Raw genomic sequence first — 14,974 nt, 5'->3', positions numbered from 1 at the left:
CGTGGATCACTTCAGCAGGCCCTTGTCCCTGAGGTAGGTCCGGGCCACGTCGGCGGGCAGCCGGCGCCAGTCGTCGACCTCCCGGCCGAGCCGCGCCAGGTCCTCGGTCGTCAGGACGTGGTTGAGTCTGTTCAGCGCCCCGGCCACGCGCTCGCTGCCCGCGCGGGAGCGGTTGACGACCGGGACGACGTAGTCGGCGTTCTGCAGATGCCTGTCGTCGGCGAGCAGGACCAGGCCGAACCGGTCGAGGGTGGCGTCCGTGGTGGTGGTCAGCACCATCTGGTCCCGGCCGTCCTGCACGGCCCGCTTGGCCTGGGTGGTGCCGACGCCCTTGGGGTCGATCCCGGTGATGTCGATGCCGTACACCTTCTTCAGGCCCGGCGCGCAGTACGGCCGTTGCACGCACTCGTCGCCGGCGGCGAGCCGCACCTTCAGCTTCGAGGCGCCCAGGTCGCTGAGGGTCTTGAGGTTGTGCTCACGGGCGTAGCCGGCGCTCACCGCGAAGGCGTTCTGGTCGACCGCGCGGCCGGGCGGCAGGACCGTGAGGCCGCGGGGCGTGGCGAGGCTCCGCAGGGCCTTCATGGTGGCGTCGAGGTCGGGGGAGCCGACGGGTTTCGCGCCGGCGCCGTGGGACTTGGCGTCGAGCCAGTCGGCGAAGGTGGCCGCGTACTCCGGTACGACGTCGATCTGGCCCGATTCCAGGGCCGGTTCGTACAGCTCCCGGTTGGCGACCGTGAGGATCGACGTCCGGTACCCGGCCTGGTTCAGCAGCTGCGCGTACATCTGGGCGAGCAGGTCGCTCTGGGTGAAGCCGGCCGAGCCGATGGTCAGGTGGTGGCTGTCGCCCGGGGACGCGGTGACCTGGCCCCGGTTCTCCAGGGAGGGGCCGGTGGAGCAGGCGGTGAGGGCGAGCAGCGCGGCCGCCGTCGCCGCGGTGCGGCCCCTCACCGGCCGCCCCGGGCCCACCTGGGCACCAGGCGCTCGGCGACCTCGAAGACGCCCTCGACGAGCAGCGCGAACACGGCCACGAGGAGCGCGCCCGCGACCACCATGGGCGTGCTGGCCAGGTTGAAGCCCGCCGTGATGATCCGGCCGAGTCCGCCGCCGCCCGCGAGCGCGGCGATGGTGGCGGTGGCGACGAGCTGGACGGCGGCGATCCGCACCCCGTTCAGCAGCAGGGGCAGGGCAAGGGGCAGTTCCACGCGGAACAGCAGCTGCCGGCCGGTCATCCCCATGCCCCGGGCGGCCTGGACGACGCCCCGGTCGACCTCGCGCATGCCGACGTAGGCGTTGGTGAGCAGGGGCGGTACGGCGAACAGCACCAGGGCGACCACCGTGGGCCCCTCGCCCCATCTCCCGACGGGGGTCAGCAGGAGCAGCACCAGGACGGCGAAGGTGGGGACGGCCCGGCCGACGTTGGAGAGGTTCACGGCGAGCGCGCCGCCCTTGCCGAGGTGGCCGAGGACGAGGGCGACGGGCAGGGCGATCAGACAGCTCAGCAGCAGGCAGACGACGGTGAGCAGCAGGTGCTGGAGCAGCCGGTGCCGGATGCCGTCGTCGCCCGACCAGTGCGCGGGGTCGGTGAGCCAGTCCCAGCTCGCGGCGAGGGTGCTCATGTCCGGGCCGCCCTGGTCCAGGGCGTGAGCAGCCGCTGCACGCCCAGCAGGAGCAGGTCGGCGGCGAAGGCGATCAGCACGCACAGCACGGACGCGGTGAGCACCTGGGCCTTGAAGTAGGTGTTCATGCCCGCGTAGATGAGGTTGCCGAGCCCGCCGAATCCGACGATCGCGCCGACCGTGACCAGGGAGACCGCCGAGACGGTGGCGATGCGCAGGCCGGCCATCGCGGCGGGCAGGGCGAGCGGCAGCTCCACGGTGAGCAGCAGGCGTACGGGGCCGTAGCCGAGGCCGCGCGCGGCCTGCCGGGTCTCCTCCGGGACCGCGCGCAGGCCCGCGAGGATGTTCCGCACGAGCAGGGTGAGCGAGTACAGCACGAGCCCGGCGACGACCAGGGCGGCCGAGAGGCCGTAGAGGGGCAGGAGCAGGGAGAACATCGCCAGCGACGGGATCGTGTAGAGGACGGTCGTCACGGCGAGGACCGGGCCGGCCGCCCAGCCCCAGCGGCGGGCCAGTACCGCGAGGGGCAGCGCGACGACCAGGGCGATCAGCACCGACAGGAGGGTCAGCTGGAGGTGCTGGACCACCGCGTCGAACAGGATCTGCCGACGCGTGCTCAGATAGGCGCCGCAGATCCATTCGTTGCGCGCGAGGCAGTCGTCCGGGGGCGCGGTCACGGATCCATTCCACCGGGCGGCCGAGCGGGTCGGCGCGTTGTGGTGACCCGGACGGGGGGCGCTGCGCCGGCGGCCCGTGCCTTCGCGGGGGGGTGGTGTTCCGGGAATCCCCGAGGTCACCCGTCGGGGAGCTACCGCCACGCCACCTGTCTCAGTGCCCCGGAGGCGCCCCGCGGCACAGCGGTCCGGCACCCCGGCGCCCCGGCACTCCTACGCCTGGCGCACGCCGGCCGCGTCCAGGAGCGCGGTCACCGTCGCCATGACGAGGCCGTCGTCCAGGCGCTCCACCCCGGCGCCGGCCCGGGCGCTGGCGCCGTCGAAGACCAGCACCAGCTGGCGGGCGAGCAGCTCGGGCTCGCGGGCCCCGCCCTGCTCCGCCTCGGTACGGAAACGGGCCGCCAGCGCCTCCTTGACCCCGCGGGCGACCACGCTCGCCGGATGCTCCGGGTCCTTCAGCTCGACCAGCACCGCCAGATAGGGGCAGCCGTGGTAGCCGGCGTCCAGGGAGGCCCGCGCCAGCTGTTCGAAGACGTACAGGATGCGCTCGCGCGGGGTCGCCGAGCCGGGGTCGGGGTGGGCGAGCTGGGCCTCGTACCAGGGGATGCGCCGCTCCAGGCTCGCGGCCAGCATCGCGTCCTTGCTGTCGAACAGCTGGTACATCGACCGCTTGGACACACCCGCCGCCCGGCACAGCGCCTCGATGCCGACGGAGACGCCGTCCTGGTAGGAGAGCCGGGCGGCGGCGTCGAGCAGCCGGTCACGCGGGGACGCCTTCCCCGGCTGCCTCTCTGTGGTGGCCATGGGACGAGGTTACCGTGGCGCGCCACGAAAGAAACCGATCGGTGTATACCGTGGCGCGGGCGCTGAACAAGCGCTTAGATATAAGTCGGACCCGTCCGACCCCGGACCCTGCTCCCCGAACCGCCGGAGGCCCCGTTGTTCACGTCCGTCGACGACGTCTCCGCCCGTCTCGCCGAGACCGGCTATCTCGCCTCCCCCGCCGTCGCCACCACCGTGTTCCTCGCCGCCCGGCTGGGCAAGCCGCTGCTGGTGGAGGGACCCGCCGGAGTCGGCAAGACCGAGCTGGCCAAGGCCGTCGCCCAGGTGGCCGCCGCCCGGCTGGTGCGGCTCCAGTGCTACGAGGGCGTGGACGAGTCCCGGGCGCTGTACGAGTGGAACCACGCCAAGCAGCTGCTGCGGATCAGCGCCGGCCGGGACGAGAGCTGGGACGAGACCCGCACCGACATCTTCAGCGAGGAGTTCCTGCTCCCCCGCCCCCTGCTGACCGCCATCCGCGGCGACGAGCCGACGGTGCTCCTCATCGACGAGACCGACAAGGCCGACGTCGAGATGGAGGGCCTGCTGCTGGAGGTGCTCAGCGACTTCCAGGTCACGGTCCCGGAACTGGGCACGGTCACCGCGACCCGCCGCCCGTTCGTCGTCCTCACCTCGAACGCCGGCCGGGAGCTGTCCGAGGCACTGCGCCGCCGCTGCCTGTTCCTGCACATCGGCTTCCCGGAGGAGGAGCTGGAGCGGCGCATCGTACGGCTGAAGGTGCCGGGCCTCGGCCAGGCGCTCACCGAGTCGGTGGTCCGGGTGGTCGGCGCGCTGCGCGCGATGGACCTGCGCAAGGCGCCGTCCGTCGCCGAGACCGTCGACTGGGCGCGCACCCTGCTGGCGCTCGGCGCCGACACCCTGGACGAGACCGTCGTACGGGACACCCTCGGGGTGATCCTCAAGCACCAGGACGACATCCAGAAGGCGGCGGCCAAGCTCGACCTGGAAGCGCTGTGACCGCCGTCGCCGAGCGGATCACGGGCCTGGTCGGCGCGCTGCGCGGGCACGGGGTGCGGATCGGCACCGGGGAGACCGTGGACGCGGCCCGCGCGGTGGAGGCGCTGGGCCTCGCGGACCGGGAGCTGCTGCGCGAAGGGCTGGCCGCGACGCTGCTGCACGGACCCGGCCAACGCGCCCTGTTCGACTCGGTCTTCGACCTGTACTTCCCGCGGGGGGTCGGCGGTCCGCGGGAGGCGCCCCTGGACCGGGAGACCCTGCGCGACCGGCTCGCCGAGGCGCTGGCCGCCGACGACCGGGCGCTGATGGCCCGGTTGGCGGCGGAGGCGGTCGACGGCATGGGCGGGTACGGGAGTTCACCGGGCTCGGACGGCTGGTCGGCGTACCAGACCCTGGACCGGCTGCGTCCGCAGACCCTGCTGGCCCGGGTGCGGGCCGATGTCCGGGGCCGGGACGGCAGCGGCGCGGGGTTCGCGGACCGGCTCCTCGACGACGAGATCCGGGGCCGGATCGAGGAGTTCCGGCGGATGGTCGCAGCGGAGGCGCGGCGCCGGGTGGCGGAGCGGCGCGGGCGGGACGAGATCGCGCGGCGGGGTGTCCGGCCGACCGCCGACCGGGTCGACTTCCTGTTCGCGAACCGGGACCAGCTCACGGAGCTGCGCCGGGCCGTGGCGCCGCTGGCGCGCAAGCTGGCCACCCGGCTCGCCGCGCGCCGCCGCCGGGCCGCGCGCGGCACGGTCGACCTCCGGCGCACCCTGCGCTCGTCGCTGTCCACCGGCGGGGTGCCGATGCGGCCGGTGCTGCGCCGGCGCCGCCCGGTCCGCCCCGAACTGGTGCTGCTGTGCGACGTGTCCGGCTCGGTCTCCGGCTTCTCGGACTTCACCATGCTCCTCGTGCAGGCCCTGCACGACCAGTTCAGCAAGGTCCGCGTGTTCGCCTTCGTCAACCGGCTCGACGAGGTGACCGGCCTGCTCGACCACGGCCGCGCCGACCCCGACGGCCTCGGCGCCCGGATCCGTGCCGAGGCCACGCTCACCGGCTGGCACGGCAGCAGCGACTACGGCGTGGCGCTGGGCGAGTTCGCCGAGCGGTACGGCGGTGCGGTCGGCCCGCGGACGACGGTGTTCGTCCTCGGAGACGCACGCACGAACATGAGCGACCCGAACCTCCACGCCGTGCGCGAGGTCGCCCGGCAGGCCCGGCGCGTCTACTGGCTGAACCCCGAGCCGCGGGACCGCTGGGGCACCGGCGACTCGGCCGCGCCCGCCTACGCCGGCCTCGTCGCGATGCACGAGTGCCGCACGGCCCGGCAGCTCGGCGCGCTCATCGCCCGCCTGCTGCCGGTGTGACACACGGGACGCCGGGCGCCCTGCCATGATCGACTGGGCGTGACGCCGGCCGCACCCGGCCGGCCACCGACCCGAGGACCTCGCCATGAGCCACCACCCTCCCGTGCCGCTGGGCACCTTCCCCACCCCCGTCGAACCGGCTCCGCGGCTGGCCGCCGCGCTCGGGCTCGGGCCGGACGACCTGTGGGTGAAACGGGACGACCTGACCGGCCCGGGCGGCGGCGGGAACAAGATCCGCAAGCTGGAGTGGACGGTGGGCGCGGCCCTCGCCGAGGGCGCGGACACACTGGTGACGACCGGGGCGCCGCAGAGCAACCACGCCCGGCTGACCGCCGCCGCGGGTGCCCGGCTCGGGCTGGATGTCGTCCTCGTCCTGCGCGGTTCCCCGGGCGTCTCGCGCTCCGGCAACCTCGCCCTGGACGGGCTCTTCGGGGCGCGGCTCGCCTGGGCCGGAGAGGTGGACCAGGCCGGGCTGGACAGGGCGGCGGCCGAGGTCGGCGCGCGGCTGCGGGCGGACGGTGCCCGTCCGGCGCTGATCCCGTTCGGCGGTTCCAGCGTGCTGGGCGCCCGGGGCTACGCGCGCTGCGGCACGGAGCTGCGCGAGCAGCTTCCCGGCCTGCGCACGGCGGTGGTCGCGCTGGGCTCGGGCGGCACCATGGCCGGTCTGGTCGCGGCCCTGGGCGGCGGTTCGGTGCTCGGTGTCGACGTGGGCGCGCTGGCCGACCCGGCCGCGGCGGTGGCGGAGTTCGCCGCGCCGCTCACGACGGAGGAGGTCGACGCGGGGCGGCTGCGGGTGCGCCGGGACCAGGTGGGGGCCGGCTACGCGGCCCTGACCGACGCGGTGTCGCGGGCGCTCCGCCTGGCCGCCCGCACCGAGGGCCTGGTCCTGGACCCGACCTACACGGGCCGGGCGCTGGCCGGCCTTCACGCGGCCGTCCGGGACGGCGACGTCCGCCCGGGCGAGCGGACGGTCTTCGTCCACACCGGCGGGCTGCCCGGCCTGTTCGGCCACCCGGCCGCGGTGGCCTTCGCGGAAGAGGGAGCGCGGACCTTCGGCGACTGAGGGGGATCGCGGTCACCGGGGCCGCCGGCCCGCGAGGGCCCCGGACAGGCCACCGGGCCGCGGTCGGTGCGGCCCGGTGAGGGAGCGGGCGGACGGACCGCCGTACGGCCGGCTCCTCGCCTACTCGTTCAACTCCTCGCGTACTCGTTCGCCATGGTCCCGGCGAAGTCGTAGAGCACGACCTGCTCGTCCCCGACCACCCAGGCGTCGTGGCCGGGCGGGCACACGAAGACGTCGCCCGGGCCGACCTCACCCTCTCCGCCGTCGTCCATGCGGAGGTGCATCCGTCCCTGCACGACGTATCCGTTGTGGTGGACCATGCAGCTCGCCGTTCCCGCGATCGGTGCCACGGACTCCGACCAGCGCCAGCCCGGTTCGAAGGTGCCCACCGCGAAGTCGAGCCCGGTCAGGTGGAGCGCTTCGAGGTGGCCGCGGGGGAAGTCGCGCCGTTCGTCCGGCTTGTCGACCGCCTTCACTTCCAGCATGACGGTGTCCTCCCTTCCGGCCGCTGACCGCGGCCGGGGCCGGCCTCCGTCCCCCGGCGGCCTCGGACGACGCCGGCGTCGCGGCGGCGGCCGTGCCCCACGAGACCATCGTCGGCCCGCCGATCCGGCGCCGCCATCCGGCGGACGGGGCGGCGATGCCCGTCTCTTGGCCGCACGCGTCCGGCCCGCCGGAAGCCGGGACGGGCGAGGCCGGGCAGCGGGCGTCCGACGCGCCGGCGGCGTACGAGGGCGCTGTCGTGGCGGGTGTTCCGGTCGGCTCTCCGGCGGGCCGCGCGCCGGTGATCACCCTGGCACGGTGACAGCCTCCGGCACAGCGTCGACGGCGATGGACGACCTCACGGATCCGCCCCTGCGCCCCCTGCCGGCGCGGGCCGTCCGTCTGCTGGAGCGGGTCGCCGCCCCGCCCCGGCCGGTGGCCCACCTCCGGGCGGTGCACGACGTCGCGGCCCAGCTGGTGGACCGGGTGCCACGGCACTGCCCGGGGCTGGAGTTCGACTCCGAGGCCGTGCTGTTAGGCGCCGCCACGCACCGTCCGAGGGTGAGGTGCTCGCGCCCGAGGGTGACCGTGCTCGCGGCCTCCCCCGGCGACGACGGTGACGGCGGCGCCGGGCGGCGTGCTTGCGCGAGGCCTACCAGCCGCGTGCCGCCCGGAGCAGCAGGGCGCGGACGCGGGCCACGTCCGGGTTGTCGGGGGCGCCGGGGCGCTGGACGAGGAAGCCGGTGTTGATCGGCGGGTCCTCCGGTTCCAGCAGCGCGACGAGGTCACCGGACGCCAGCAGCTCCTGGCACAGGTAACGGGGCAGCACACTGAACCCGGCGCCCGCGGCCACGGCCGCGCGGACACCGCGCAGGTCGGGCACGGTCACGGCGGCGGTACGGGACAGCCGCCGGCCGAAGACGTGCCGCCAGTAGCGGCGGGCGATCGGCAGATCCTCGGCGTAGGTGACGAGCGGGACGTCGTGCAGGACGGCGGGGTCGAAGGGTTCCCGCGCGCCGGGCCGGGCGCCCTCGGCGGACTGACGGGCACGCTGACGGCCCCTCAGCCGCTCGGCCCAGACCGGGGCGGCGACCAGGACGAACTCCTCGTCGGTGAGCGGAACGGCGTGCAGGGTGCGACCACGCGGGCGGGTGGTGGCGATCACCAGGTCGTGGCGCCCGGCGCGCAGTTCGTCCAGCAGCGGATCGGTCAGCCCGGTCGACACCCGCAGCCGTACGCCCGCCGCGACCAGCGGCGCCAGCGCCGGCAGGACGGTCGTGCACAGCAGTTCCGCCGGGCCGGCGAGGTGGACGGGCTCGGCCCGGGCACCGGCCGGCGGGGTGGGACCGGCGACGGCGGCCAGTTCGTCCAGGGGTGCGGCGACCCGGGTCGCCAGCTCGTCGGCCACCGGGGTCGGCATGACCCCGCGCGGCAGCCGCTCGAACAGCTCCCGGCCGGTCTGCCGTTCCAGCGCGCGCATCTGCGTCGTCACCGTCGGCTGCGACAGCCCGAGCAGCCGGGCGGCGCCGGTGAAGGAGCCGGAGCGGTACACCGCGAGGAAGGTGCGCAGCAGGTTCAGGTCGAGGGAAGCGGTCTCCACGGGTCCGAGTATCACCTCCCGGTATTCCCGCCCGCCCCATAGGAGATCCAATACCAGCCATACGATGCTTCATTGGTTCCCTATGGGCCGGGTCGCCTACGTTCGGTCTCGCAGACGCACGCTCCCCGAAGAGAGAACCCCATGTCGAAGATCCTGTTCGTGATGACCGGCGCCGATCACTGGACCCTCGCCGACGGCAGCACCCACCCGACCGGCTTCTGGGCGGAGGAGGCCGTGGTCCCCTGGCGCGCCCTCAGGGCCGCCGGGCACGAGGTCGTCGTCGCCACGCCGGGCGGCGTGCTGCCGCCGGTCGACCGGGCGAGCCTGGCCGCCGAGGTCAACGGGGGCCGGGAGAGGGCCGACGAGATCGCCGGCGCGCTGGAGGAGATGACCGAGCTGCGGACGCCGGTCAAGCTCGCGGAGGTGGACCTGGACGACTACGCCGCCGTGTTCTACCCCGGCGGGCACGGCCCCATGGAGGACCTGGCCGTGGACGTCGAGTCGGGCGGGGTGCTGGTCGCGGCCCTGGACTCGGGCAAACCGCTGGCCGTGGTCTGCCACGGTCCCGCCGCCCTGCTCGCCGCCGTCCGCCCCGACGGCACCAACGCCTTCGCCGGGTATCGCGCCGCGGCCTTCACCAACGAGGAGGAGACCCAGGGCGGCCTGGCCGGCCGGGCCAGGTGGCTGCTGCAGGACCGGCTGACGGAGGCGGGCGTGGACGTGCGCGCCGGTGAGCCGTGGGCGCCGCACGTGGTGGTGGACCGCACCCTGATCACCGGCCAGAACCCTGCCTCCTCGGCCCCGGTCGCCGGGGAACTGCTGAAGCGGCTGGGCTGACACGCACCGGGGCGGCGGAGGCGGGGCGGGGACGGTCGCTCGGCCGGGGCAGGGGCTGGTGCTCACCCTGGACCCGGGGCGTCACTCGCCGGCAGCAGGGCGGTTCCCCACCCGGATCGGTCCCGGGGCGATCGCTCGCCGGGGCGGTGAAGGCGGGGCGGCAGGCCGGGCGGGAAATCTCTCCGCCGTCACCTGCAACCTCGGACGGGGTCGGACGTCTGTCGGGGTGGAGGCCTCCACTTCGACCAGATGTCCGACCCGAGCGACCGAAGGAACACATGTCCGCACACCGTGCCCCGCGCCCCAACCGCATCCACCGGCTGCGCGCCGCGCTGGGGGTCTCCGCCGTAGGCGCGGCCCTGGCCGTCGCCGGCACCATGACCGCCCAGGCGGCGCAGGACGGCGGCCACTCCGCGGCCCCGGCCCGCACCGCCACCCCCTCCCCGGTGCCGTCCACGCCCAGCTCCGCCACCCCCTCCCCGGTACCGTCCACGCCCCGCACGGCCACCCCCTCCCCGGTACCGTCCACGCCCCGCACCGCCACCCCCTCCCCCGTCCCGGCCACGCCCCGCACCGCCACCCCCTCCCCCGTCCCGGCCACTCCCGGACAGGCCATCCCGAGCCCCGTGCCGTCCACCGCCGCGCCGGAGCCGGCCCGCCCGGCGCCCGTACCGCACCACCGTCACGCCACGCCGGCGCCGGTTCCGCAGCAGCACTGAGGCAGGGCCGGTGCGGGGGAGCCGTCGCGCGGCGGCTCCCCCGCACCCGGCACCGGGAGATCCATGACGACAGCGACACCACCGGCGGCGGCCCTGCCCCGGGACCGAACCGGCACCCCGAAGCGCCCCGCCTCCTGGCGGCGGTTCACGCACGCGCTGCGGTTGCCCGTCCTCGCCCGCACGGGCACGGGTACGGGTACGACACCCGCCGCGCCCGGCGCCGAGCCCCGCGCCGGCACCCGGCCGGCCGCCGGGGCCGGAGGCGAGCCGGACATCGAGGAGCTGTACCACCACCGCCGGCTGTCGCTGGTGCGCCTGGCGGTGCTTCTGGTGGACGACCTGCCCACGGCCGAGGACGTCGTACAGGACGCCTTCACCGCGCTGTTCCGGCGGCACGGCCACCGCCTCGCGGCGCTGGACGATCCGGAGGCGTACCTGCGGACCAGTGTCGTCAACGCGGCCCGCTCGGTCCTGCGGCGCCGCAGGACCGTACGGGCGCACACCCCCGAGCCCGAAGGACACGCGCCCGCACCGGAGGAGGACGTGCTGCTGCACGAGGACCACCGGGAGGTGCTCGCCGCGCTGCGCACGCTGACCCGGCGGCAGCGGGAGGTGCTGGTGCTGCGCTACTGGTCGCATCTGACCGAGGCCGAGATCGCGGCGACGCTCGGGCTGTCGCGCGGTGCCGTCAAGTCCACGGCCAGCAGGGCCCTGGACGCTCTGGGCCGGCGTCTGGAGGGACTGCGATGAACGAGCCCGGTACGGGGACCACGGCGACGCCGGTCGAGGAGCGGCTGCGGGCCGCGCTGGCCGCACGTGCGCACTCCGTCGGCCCGGCCGACCTGCGGCCCCTGCGCCCGCCGTCCCGACCGGCGCGGATCCGGAGCGTACCGGTGCGCCGTGCCGTGGTGGGCGTGCTGGCCCTGGCCGCCGTGGCGGCGCTGGTGTTCTTCGCGCTGCGCGGCGGGGAGCCCCGCCCGGCCGGCCCGGCCCGCTCCCCGCACCCGCCGATCGGCACACCGTCCCCGGTCCCGAGCGCGGTGAGCCCGTCCGCCGCCCGGCCCACCCCGAGCACGCCCACCCCGAGCACACCCGGCCCGTAGGGGGCTCCGCCCGGCCGACCCCGAGCACACCCGGCCCGTGAGCCGCTCCGCCCGGCCCACCCGAGCAGACCCGGCCCGGGAGGCGCTCCGCCCGGCCCACCCCGAGCGTCCCCGGCCCGTGAGCCCCGCTCCGGGCGGGCGGGGTGCGTGGCGTGTCCGGTGCCGGACCGGGTGACATCGGGGTTCGCGCACACCCCGGCCGGCTCCCGCGGCGCTAAGTTGGGCGGCATGAGCAACCTTGACCGCGCGCCCGTGCCCAGTGTCTGCGGTGGCCGCGGCTTCGTCGTCGCCGAGCCGGTCCGCGAACTGCTGAGCCCCCGTCATGTGCAGCTGGGCGAGTCGACCGAGGTACGCCGGCTGCTGCCGAACCTCGGCCGTCGCATGATCGGCGCGTGGGCCTTCGTCGACCACTACGGCCCGGACGACATCGCCGACGAGCCCGGCATGCAGGTCCCGCCGCATCCGCACATCGGGCTGCAGACGGTCAGCTGGCTGCACGCGGGCGAGGTGCTGCACCGCGACTCGACGGGCAGCCGGCAGACGATCGGGCCCCGGCAGCTGGGCCTGATGACCTCGGGCCGCGGGATCAGCCACTCCGAGGAGAGCCCCCGCCCGCACGCCCGCTTCCTGCACGGCGCGCAGCTGTGGGTCGCCCTGCCCGACGAACACCGCGACACCGGCCCGAAGTTCGAGTACCACCCGGACCTGCCCACGGTCACGGCACCCGGCCTGACCGCCACGGTGCTCCTCGGCGGCCTGGACGGCTCGGTCTCGCCCGGTACGACGTACACCCCCATCGTGGGCGCCGACCTCGCCCTGCGCCGGGGCACGGAGACCCGTCTGCCCCTCGAACCCGACTTCGAGTACGGCGTGCTGGCCATGTCCGGCGAGGTGCACGTGGACGGGGTGCCGGTGCTCCCCGGCTCGATGCTCTACCTCGGCTGCGGGCGGACCGAACTCCCGCTGCGCGCGGAGTCGGACGCCGGGTTCATGCTGCTGGGCGGCGAACCCTTCGCGGAGGAGCTGATCATGTGGTGGAACTTCGTGGCCCGCTCCCAGGCCGAGGTCGAGCAGGCCCGCGAGGACTGGGCGAAGGGGAGCCGTTTCGGCGAGGTGAAGGGGTACGACGGGGCCCCGCTGCGCGCGCCGGAACTGCCGGCGGTACCCCTGAAGCCCCGCGGCAGACTGCGCTGACCCGGGCCCGGACGAGGCGCCTCCCCGCCCCGTCCGCCCACGCCATCCCCGATTCTGGGGGATTCACAGCGTTTCCCGGCCGGGCCATCGTCCAGAGTGTGCTCCGGACTTCGGTGCACACTCGGCACGGCAGCGCCTTGCCGACCGCGACATGCGGATCGCGTTGATCCACGAGGGGATGGCATGGGGCCTGCCGGTGCTGCTGAGAGGGAGAGGCAGCAGACCCTTCTCCTCGGCCGACGCCGTCATGGCCGGACGGCTCTCCACGCCCCTGGCGGCGCGCTGAGGCGGCGAGCCGAGCCGGTCAGAGCCGGGCGCGGGCCAGGAGGAGGGCCACGTCGTCGCCGGCCGGGGGGCGGAGGGTCTCCAGGACCCGGTCGCAGGCCTCTTCCAGGTCCTCGCCGGCCATGGCGGTCAGGGCGTCGCGGAGGATGCCGAGGCGGGCGTCGATGGGGTCCTCACGCGTCTCGACCAGTCCGTCGGTGTACAGGGCGAGGAGGTCGCCGGGGCGGAAGGGGAAGGCCGTCGTGCTGAACGCCCATCCGCCCACGCCCAGCGGCACACCGGAGGGCACGTCGAGCAGTTCGGCCGGCCGGCCGGACCGGACGAGGGCCGGGGGCAGATGACCGGCCACGCTGACCCGGCACTCGCCCCGCTCGGGGTCGTACCGGCAGTAGGCGCAGGTGGCGATGGTGTGTTCGACGTCCTCGGTCAGCCGGTCGAGATGGCGGAGCGCCTCAGCCGGGTCGAGGTCCAGCTGGGCGAAGGCGCGGGTGGCGCTGCGCAGTTGGCCCATGCTGGCGGCGGCGTTGATGCCGCTGCCCATCACATCGCCGACGACCAGAGCGGTCCTGTCACCGGGCAGGCGCATCGCGTCGAACCAGTCTCCGCCGATCCCGGTGACCGCTCCGGCCGGCAGATAGCGGCAGGCGATCTCCAGTCCGGGCAGGCGGGGCGGCAGTTCGGGGAGCAGGCGGCGCTGGAGGGCGAGGGCGGTGTCGCTGACGCTCTGGTACCAGCGGGCGTTGTCGATGCAGGTCGCGGCGCGGCTCGCCAGTTCGCAGGCGAGGAGCGTGTCGTCCTCGTCGAAGGGCTCGGGCGTGCCGGCGCGTTCGAGGCTGAGCGCTCCGAGGACCTCGCCGCGGGCCAGCAGCGGCACCGCGAGATAGGAGTGCACACCGGTCGCCTCCAGGAGGGCGGCGGCCTCGCTGGTGCGGGCGATGTGCCACAGGTCCCCGCGGGTGGCCTCGGCCACCAGGACCGGCTTGCGGGTGCGCACGCAGCGCGTGAGGAGACGGTCGCTGTCGTACGAGGCGAGTCCGCCGGGCGGGTCGGCCGCCGCCTGTGCCGTCGCGCGGGCGGGTGCCGTCGCGACGGCGGCGACCCGGAAGCGAGCGGGTCCGGTCTCGGAGGGGGACCGCCCCCGCAGAACGCTGTCGAGCACGTGGACCGCGGCCACGTCGGCCAGGTCCGGTACGACGACACCGGCCAGCTCGTGCGCCGTCCGCTCCACGTCGAGGGTCGTGCCGATGGACGCGGACGCGTGGGCTACCAGGGCCAGGCGGTTGCGGGCGCGTGTCGTCGCCAGGTTCGCCTCGTGGCGTTCGGTGATGTCGATGACGGACGTGGCCAGACCGATCACCCGGCCGGCGGCGTCCTCCAGCCGGTGGTACGACACCGACCAGGCGTGCTCGCGGTGCGGGTCGGCGGCGGTGCGGCCGACCACGTACCGGTCGGACACCGGCTGCCCGGTCTCCAGCACCTGGCGCAGGCGTCCCTCGACGGCCTCGGCGTCCAGGAAGGTCAGGACCTCGCGGACATGCCGGCCCACATGCGCGGCGGCGGGGACGCCGTGGATGCGCTCCAGTGCCGGGTTCACCGTCACGTAGCGCAGGTCGGGATCCAGGATGGCCAGGCCGATCGGGGACTGGGACACCAGCCGTGCCGACAGGGCCAGGCCCCGCTCGACCCGGGCCACCATCGCCTGGTCCACGGCCAGGCCCAGGGCGTAGGTGTCCCCGAGATCGTCGAGCAGCCGCATGTTGCGGAACTCCACCAGCCGCGTACTGCCGTCCTTGTGCCGGACCGGGAACGCCCCGGCCCAGTCGGCGCCGGACTCCATGACCTCGCCGAACAGCGAGATCACCTCGTCCCAGTGCTCCTGGTGCACCAGCAGCCGCACCGCGAACCGGCCCAGCGCCTCGGGCGCGGCGTAGCCGAACAGTTCCTCCGCCTGTGGACTCCAGAACACCACGCGCCCGTGCGCGTCCAGCACGACCGCGGCGACGTTCAGCAGATCGAGCAGGCCGGTGGGCGAGGAGCCGGCACCGGGCAGGGGCCGGCCCGGTGTGCCGGGCCGCGGGGCATCCGTCCTGCCCATACGCCGCACTCCTCCCCTGCTCGCGGGAGCACGCCACGTCGGCGGTTTGCTGTCTTTCACCTTCATCGTCACCGCGTTCCGGACGCCATGCCCACCGGCGACCGGAGTGTGACCGGGCGGGCGCGGCCGGTCACCTCGCCGGGGCACGCCCGGCTTCTC

17 protein-coding genes are annotated in these 14,974 nt (G+C 75.2%); 10 read left to right on the top strand and 7 right to left on the bottom strand.

Annotated features, from left to right (window positions below; translation table 11 throughout):
- Positions 1-6 precede the first annotated feature (6 nt).
- The 4 genes from FHS34_RS19245 to FHS34_RS19230 all read right to left on the bottom strand — a co-directional run bounded on the left by FHS34_RS19245 (position 7) and on the right by FHS34_RS19230 (position 3,094).
- Positions 7-948: an ABC transporter substrate-binding protein gene (locus tag FHS34_RS19245; protein ID WP_184966942.1), complete on the bottom strand. Its 942-nt coding sequence runs from the start codon at positions 946-948 to the stop codon at positions 7-9.
- Positions 945-1,616 carry an ABC transporter permease gene (locus FHS34_RS19240; protein ID WP_184966940.1) on the bottom strand — a complete coding sequence of 224 codons (672 nt, stop codon included), beginning with the start codon at positions 1,614-1,616 and terminating at the stop codon, positions 945-947. The genes FHS34_RS19245 and FHS34_RS19240 overlap by 4 nt, the downstream gene beginning before the upstream one ends.
- Positions 1,613-2,293, bottom strand: a complete 681-nt coding sequence (locus tag FHS34_RS19235) for an ABC transporter permease (RefSeq protein ID WP_184966938.1) — start codon at positions 2,291-2,293, stop codon at positions 1,613-1,615. The genes FHS34_RS19240 and FHS34_RS19235 overlap by 4 nt, the downstream gene beginning before the upstream one ends.
- Before the next feature lie 210 nt (positions 2,294-2,503).
- Positions 2,504-3,094 carry a TetR/AcrR family transcriptional regulator gene (locus FHS34_RS19230; RefSeq protein ID WP_184966936.1) on the bottom strand — a complete coding sequence of 197 codons (591 nt, stop codon included), beginning with the start codon at positions 3,092-3,094 and terminating at the stop codon, positions 2,504-2,506.
- Between the two features lie 135 nt (positions 3,095-3,229).
- Here FHS34_RS19230 and FHS34_RS19225 point away from each other — a divergent pair, with 135 nt between their 5' ends.
- From FHS34_RS19225 to FHS34_RS19215, 3 genes are all read left to right on the top strand, one after another.
- Positions 3,230-4,087 (top strand): AAA family ATPase, encoded by an 858-nt coding sequence (locus FHS34_RS19225; protein ID WP_184966934.1) that lies wholly within the window; start codon positions 3,230-3,232, stop codon positions 4,085-4,087.
- Entirely contained in the window at positions 4,084-5,436 is a 1,353-nt protein-coding gene (locus FHS34_RS19220; protein ID WP_184966932.1) for a vWA domain-containing protein, read from the top strand. Before FHS34_RS19225 ends, FHS34_RS19220 begins: the two co-directional genes overlap by 4 nt.
- 85 nt (positions 5,437-5,521) lie before the next feature.
- Positions 5,522-6,499 carry a D-cysteine desulfhydrase family protein gene (locus tag FHS34_RS19215; protein WP_184966930.1) on the top strand — a complete coding sequence of 326 codons (978 nt, stop codon included), beginning with the start codon at positions 5,522-5,524 and terminating at the stop codon, positions 6,497-6,499.
- A gap of 128 nt (positions 6,500-6,627) precedes the next feature.
- Here the strand turns inward: FHS34_RS19215 and FHS34_RS19210 are convergent, their stop codons facing one another.
- Positions 6,628-6,984: a cupin domain-containing protein gene (locus tag FHS34_RS19210; RefSeq protein ID WP_184966928.1), complete on the bottom strand. Its 357-nt coding sequence runs from the start codon at positions 6,982-6,984 to the stop codon at positions 6,628-6,630.
- 92 nt (positions 6,985-7,076) lie between these two features.
- On the opposite strand from FHS34_RS19210, the gene FHS34_RS19205 reads away from it, so the two are divergent.
- Positions 7,077-7,304, top strand: coding sequence for a hypothetical protein (locus FHS34_RS19205; protein WP_184966926.1), 228 nt, complete (start codon positions 7,077-7,079; stop codon positions 7,302-7,304).
- 330 nt (positions 7,305-7,634) lie between these two features.
- On the opposite strand, the gene FHS34_RS19200 is transcribed toward FHS34_RS19205, so the two are convergent.
- Positions 7,635-8,582 (bottom strand): LysR family transcriptional regulator, encoded by a 948-nt coding sequence (locus tag FHS34_RS19200; RefSeq protein ID WP_225817511.1) that lies wholly within the window; start codon positions 8,580-8,582, stop codon positions 7,635-7,637.
- A 141-nt stretch (positions 8,583-8,723) separates the two neighbouring features.
- On the opposite strand from FHS34_RS19200, the gene FHS34_RS19195 reads away from it, so the two are divergent.
- The 6 genes from FHS34_RS19195 (at position 8,724) to FHS34_RS43475 (ending at position 12,721) form a co-directional block, all read left to right on the top strand.
- The gene (locus tag FHS34_RS19195; protein ID WP_184966924.1) at positions 8,724-9,419 is read left to right on the top strand and encodes a type 1 glutamine amidotransferase domain-containing protein; all 696 of its coding nucleotides are present in this window, start codon (positions 8,724-8,726) and stop codon (positions 9,417-9,419) included.
- Positions 9,420-9,697: 278 nt separating this feature from the next.
- Positions 9,698-10,138 (top strand): hypothetical protein, encoded by a 441-nt coding sequence (locus FHS34_RS19190; protein WP_184966922.1) that lies wholly within the window; start codon positions 9,698-9,700, stop codon positions 10,136-10,138.
- Positions 10,139-10,201: 63 nt separating this feature from the next.
- Positions 10,202-10,888 carry an RNA polymerase sigma factor gene (locus FHS34_RS19185; protein ID WP_184966920.1) on the top strand — a complete coding sequence of 229 codons (687 nt, stop codon included), beginning with the start codon at positions 10,202-10,204 and terminating at the stop codon, positions 10,886-10,888.
- Positions 10,885-11,241 carry a hypothetical protein gene (locus FHS34_RS19180; protein ID WP_184966919.1) on the top strand — a complete coding sequence of 119 codons (357 nt, stop codon included), beginning with the start codon at positions 10,885-10,887 and terminating at the stop codon, positions 11,239-11,241. The genes FHS34_RS19185 and FHS34_RS19180 overlap by 4 nt, the downstream gene beginning before the upstream one ends.
- A gap of 228 nt (positions 11,242-11,469) precedes the next feature.
- The gene (locus FHS34_RS19175) at positions 11,470-12,435 is read left to right on the top strand and encodes a pirin family protein (protein WP_184966918.1); all 966 of its coding nucleotides are present in this window, start codon (positions 11,470-11,472) and stop codon (positions 12,433-12,435) included.
- A 151-nt stretch (positions 12,436-12,586) separates the two neighbouring features.
- On the top strand, positions 12,587-12,721 hold the full coding sequence (locus FHS34_RS43475) for a hypothetical protein (RefSeq protein ID WP_263978403.1): 135 nt from the start codon (positions 12,587-12,589) through the stop codon (positions 12,719-12,721).
- Positions 12,722-12,739: 18 nt separating this feature from the next.
- Here FHS34_RS43475 and FHS34_RS19170 read toward each other — a convergent pair whose 3' ends face one another.
- A complete protein-coding gene (locus tag FHS34_RS19170; RefSeq protein ID WP_184966916.1) occupies positions 12,740-14,815 on the bottom strand; it encodes a SpoIIE family protein phosphatase in 2,076 nt (691 codons plus the stop codon).
- Positions 14,816-14,974 lie beyond the last annotated feature (159 nt).

It is taken from the genome of Streptomyces echinatus (assembly GCF_014203595.1).
In the GTDB taxonomy this organism is placed as follows: domain Bacteria; phylum Actinomycetota; class Actinomycetes; order Streptomycetales; family Streptomycetaceae; genus Streptomyces; species Streptomyces echinatus.
Note: the sequence above shows the minus strand (reverse complement) of the source record. Positions and strands in the feature narration are given on the sequence as shown.

Excerpts from the sequence above, each read along its gene's own strand:
- FHS34_RS19240 (WP_184966940.1), bottom strand. The coding sequence starts at position 1,616 with ATGAGCACCCTCGCCGCGAGCTGGGACTGGCTCACCGACCCCGCGCAC.
- FHS34_RS19230 (WP_184966936.1), bottom strand. The coding sequence starts at position 3,094 with ATGGCCACCACAGAGAGGCAGCCGGGGAAGGCGTCCCCGCGTGACCGG.
- FHS34_RS19215 (WP_184966930.1), top strand. The coding sequence starts at position 5,522 with ATGAGCCACCACCCTCCCGTGCCGCTGGGCACCTTCCCCACCCCCGTC.
- FHS34_RS19210 (WP_184966928.1), bottom strand. The coding sequence starts at position 6,984 with ATGCTGGAAGTGAAGGCGGTCGACAAGCCGGACGAACGGCGCGACTTC.
- FHS34_RS19195 (WP_184966924.1), top strand. The coding sequence starts at position 8,724 with ATGTCGAAGATCCTGTTCGTGATGACCGGCGCCGATCACTGGACCCTC.
- FHS34_RS19190 (WP_184966922.1), top strand. The coding sequence starts at position 9,698 with ATGTCCGCACACCGTGCCCCGCGCCCCAACCGCATCCACCGGCTGCGC.
- FHS34_RS19185 (WP_184966920.1), top strand. The coding sequence starts at position 10,202 with ATGACGACAGCGACACCACCGGCGGCGGCCCTGCCCCGGGACCGAACC.
- FHS34_RS19180 (WP_184966919.1), top strand. The coding sequence starts at position 10,885 with ATGAACGAGCCCGGTACGGGGACCACGGCGACGCCGGTCGAGGAGCGG.
- FHS34_RS19175 (WP_184966918.1), top strand. The coding sequence starts at position 11,470 with ATGAGCAACCTTGACCGCGCGCCCGTGCCCAGTGTCTGCGGTGGCCGC.
- FHS34_RS43475 (WP_263978403.1), top strand. The coding sequence starts at position 12,587 with ATGCGGATCGCGTTGATCCACGAGGGGATGGCATGGGGCCTGCCGGTG.
- FHS34_RS19170 (WP_184966916.1), bottom strand. The coding sequence starts at position 14,815 with ATGGGCAGGACGGATGCCCCGCGGCCCGGCACACCGGGCCGGCCCCTG.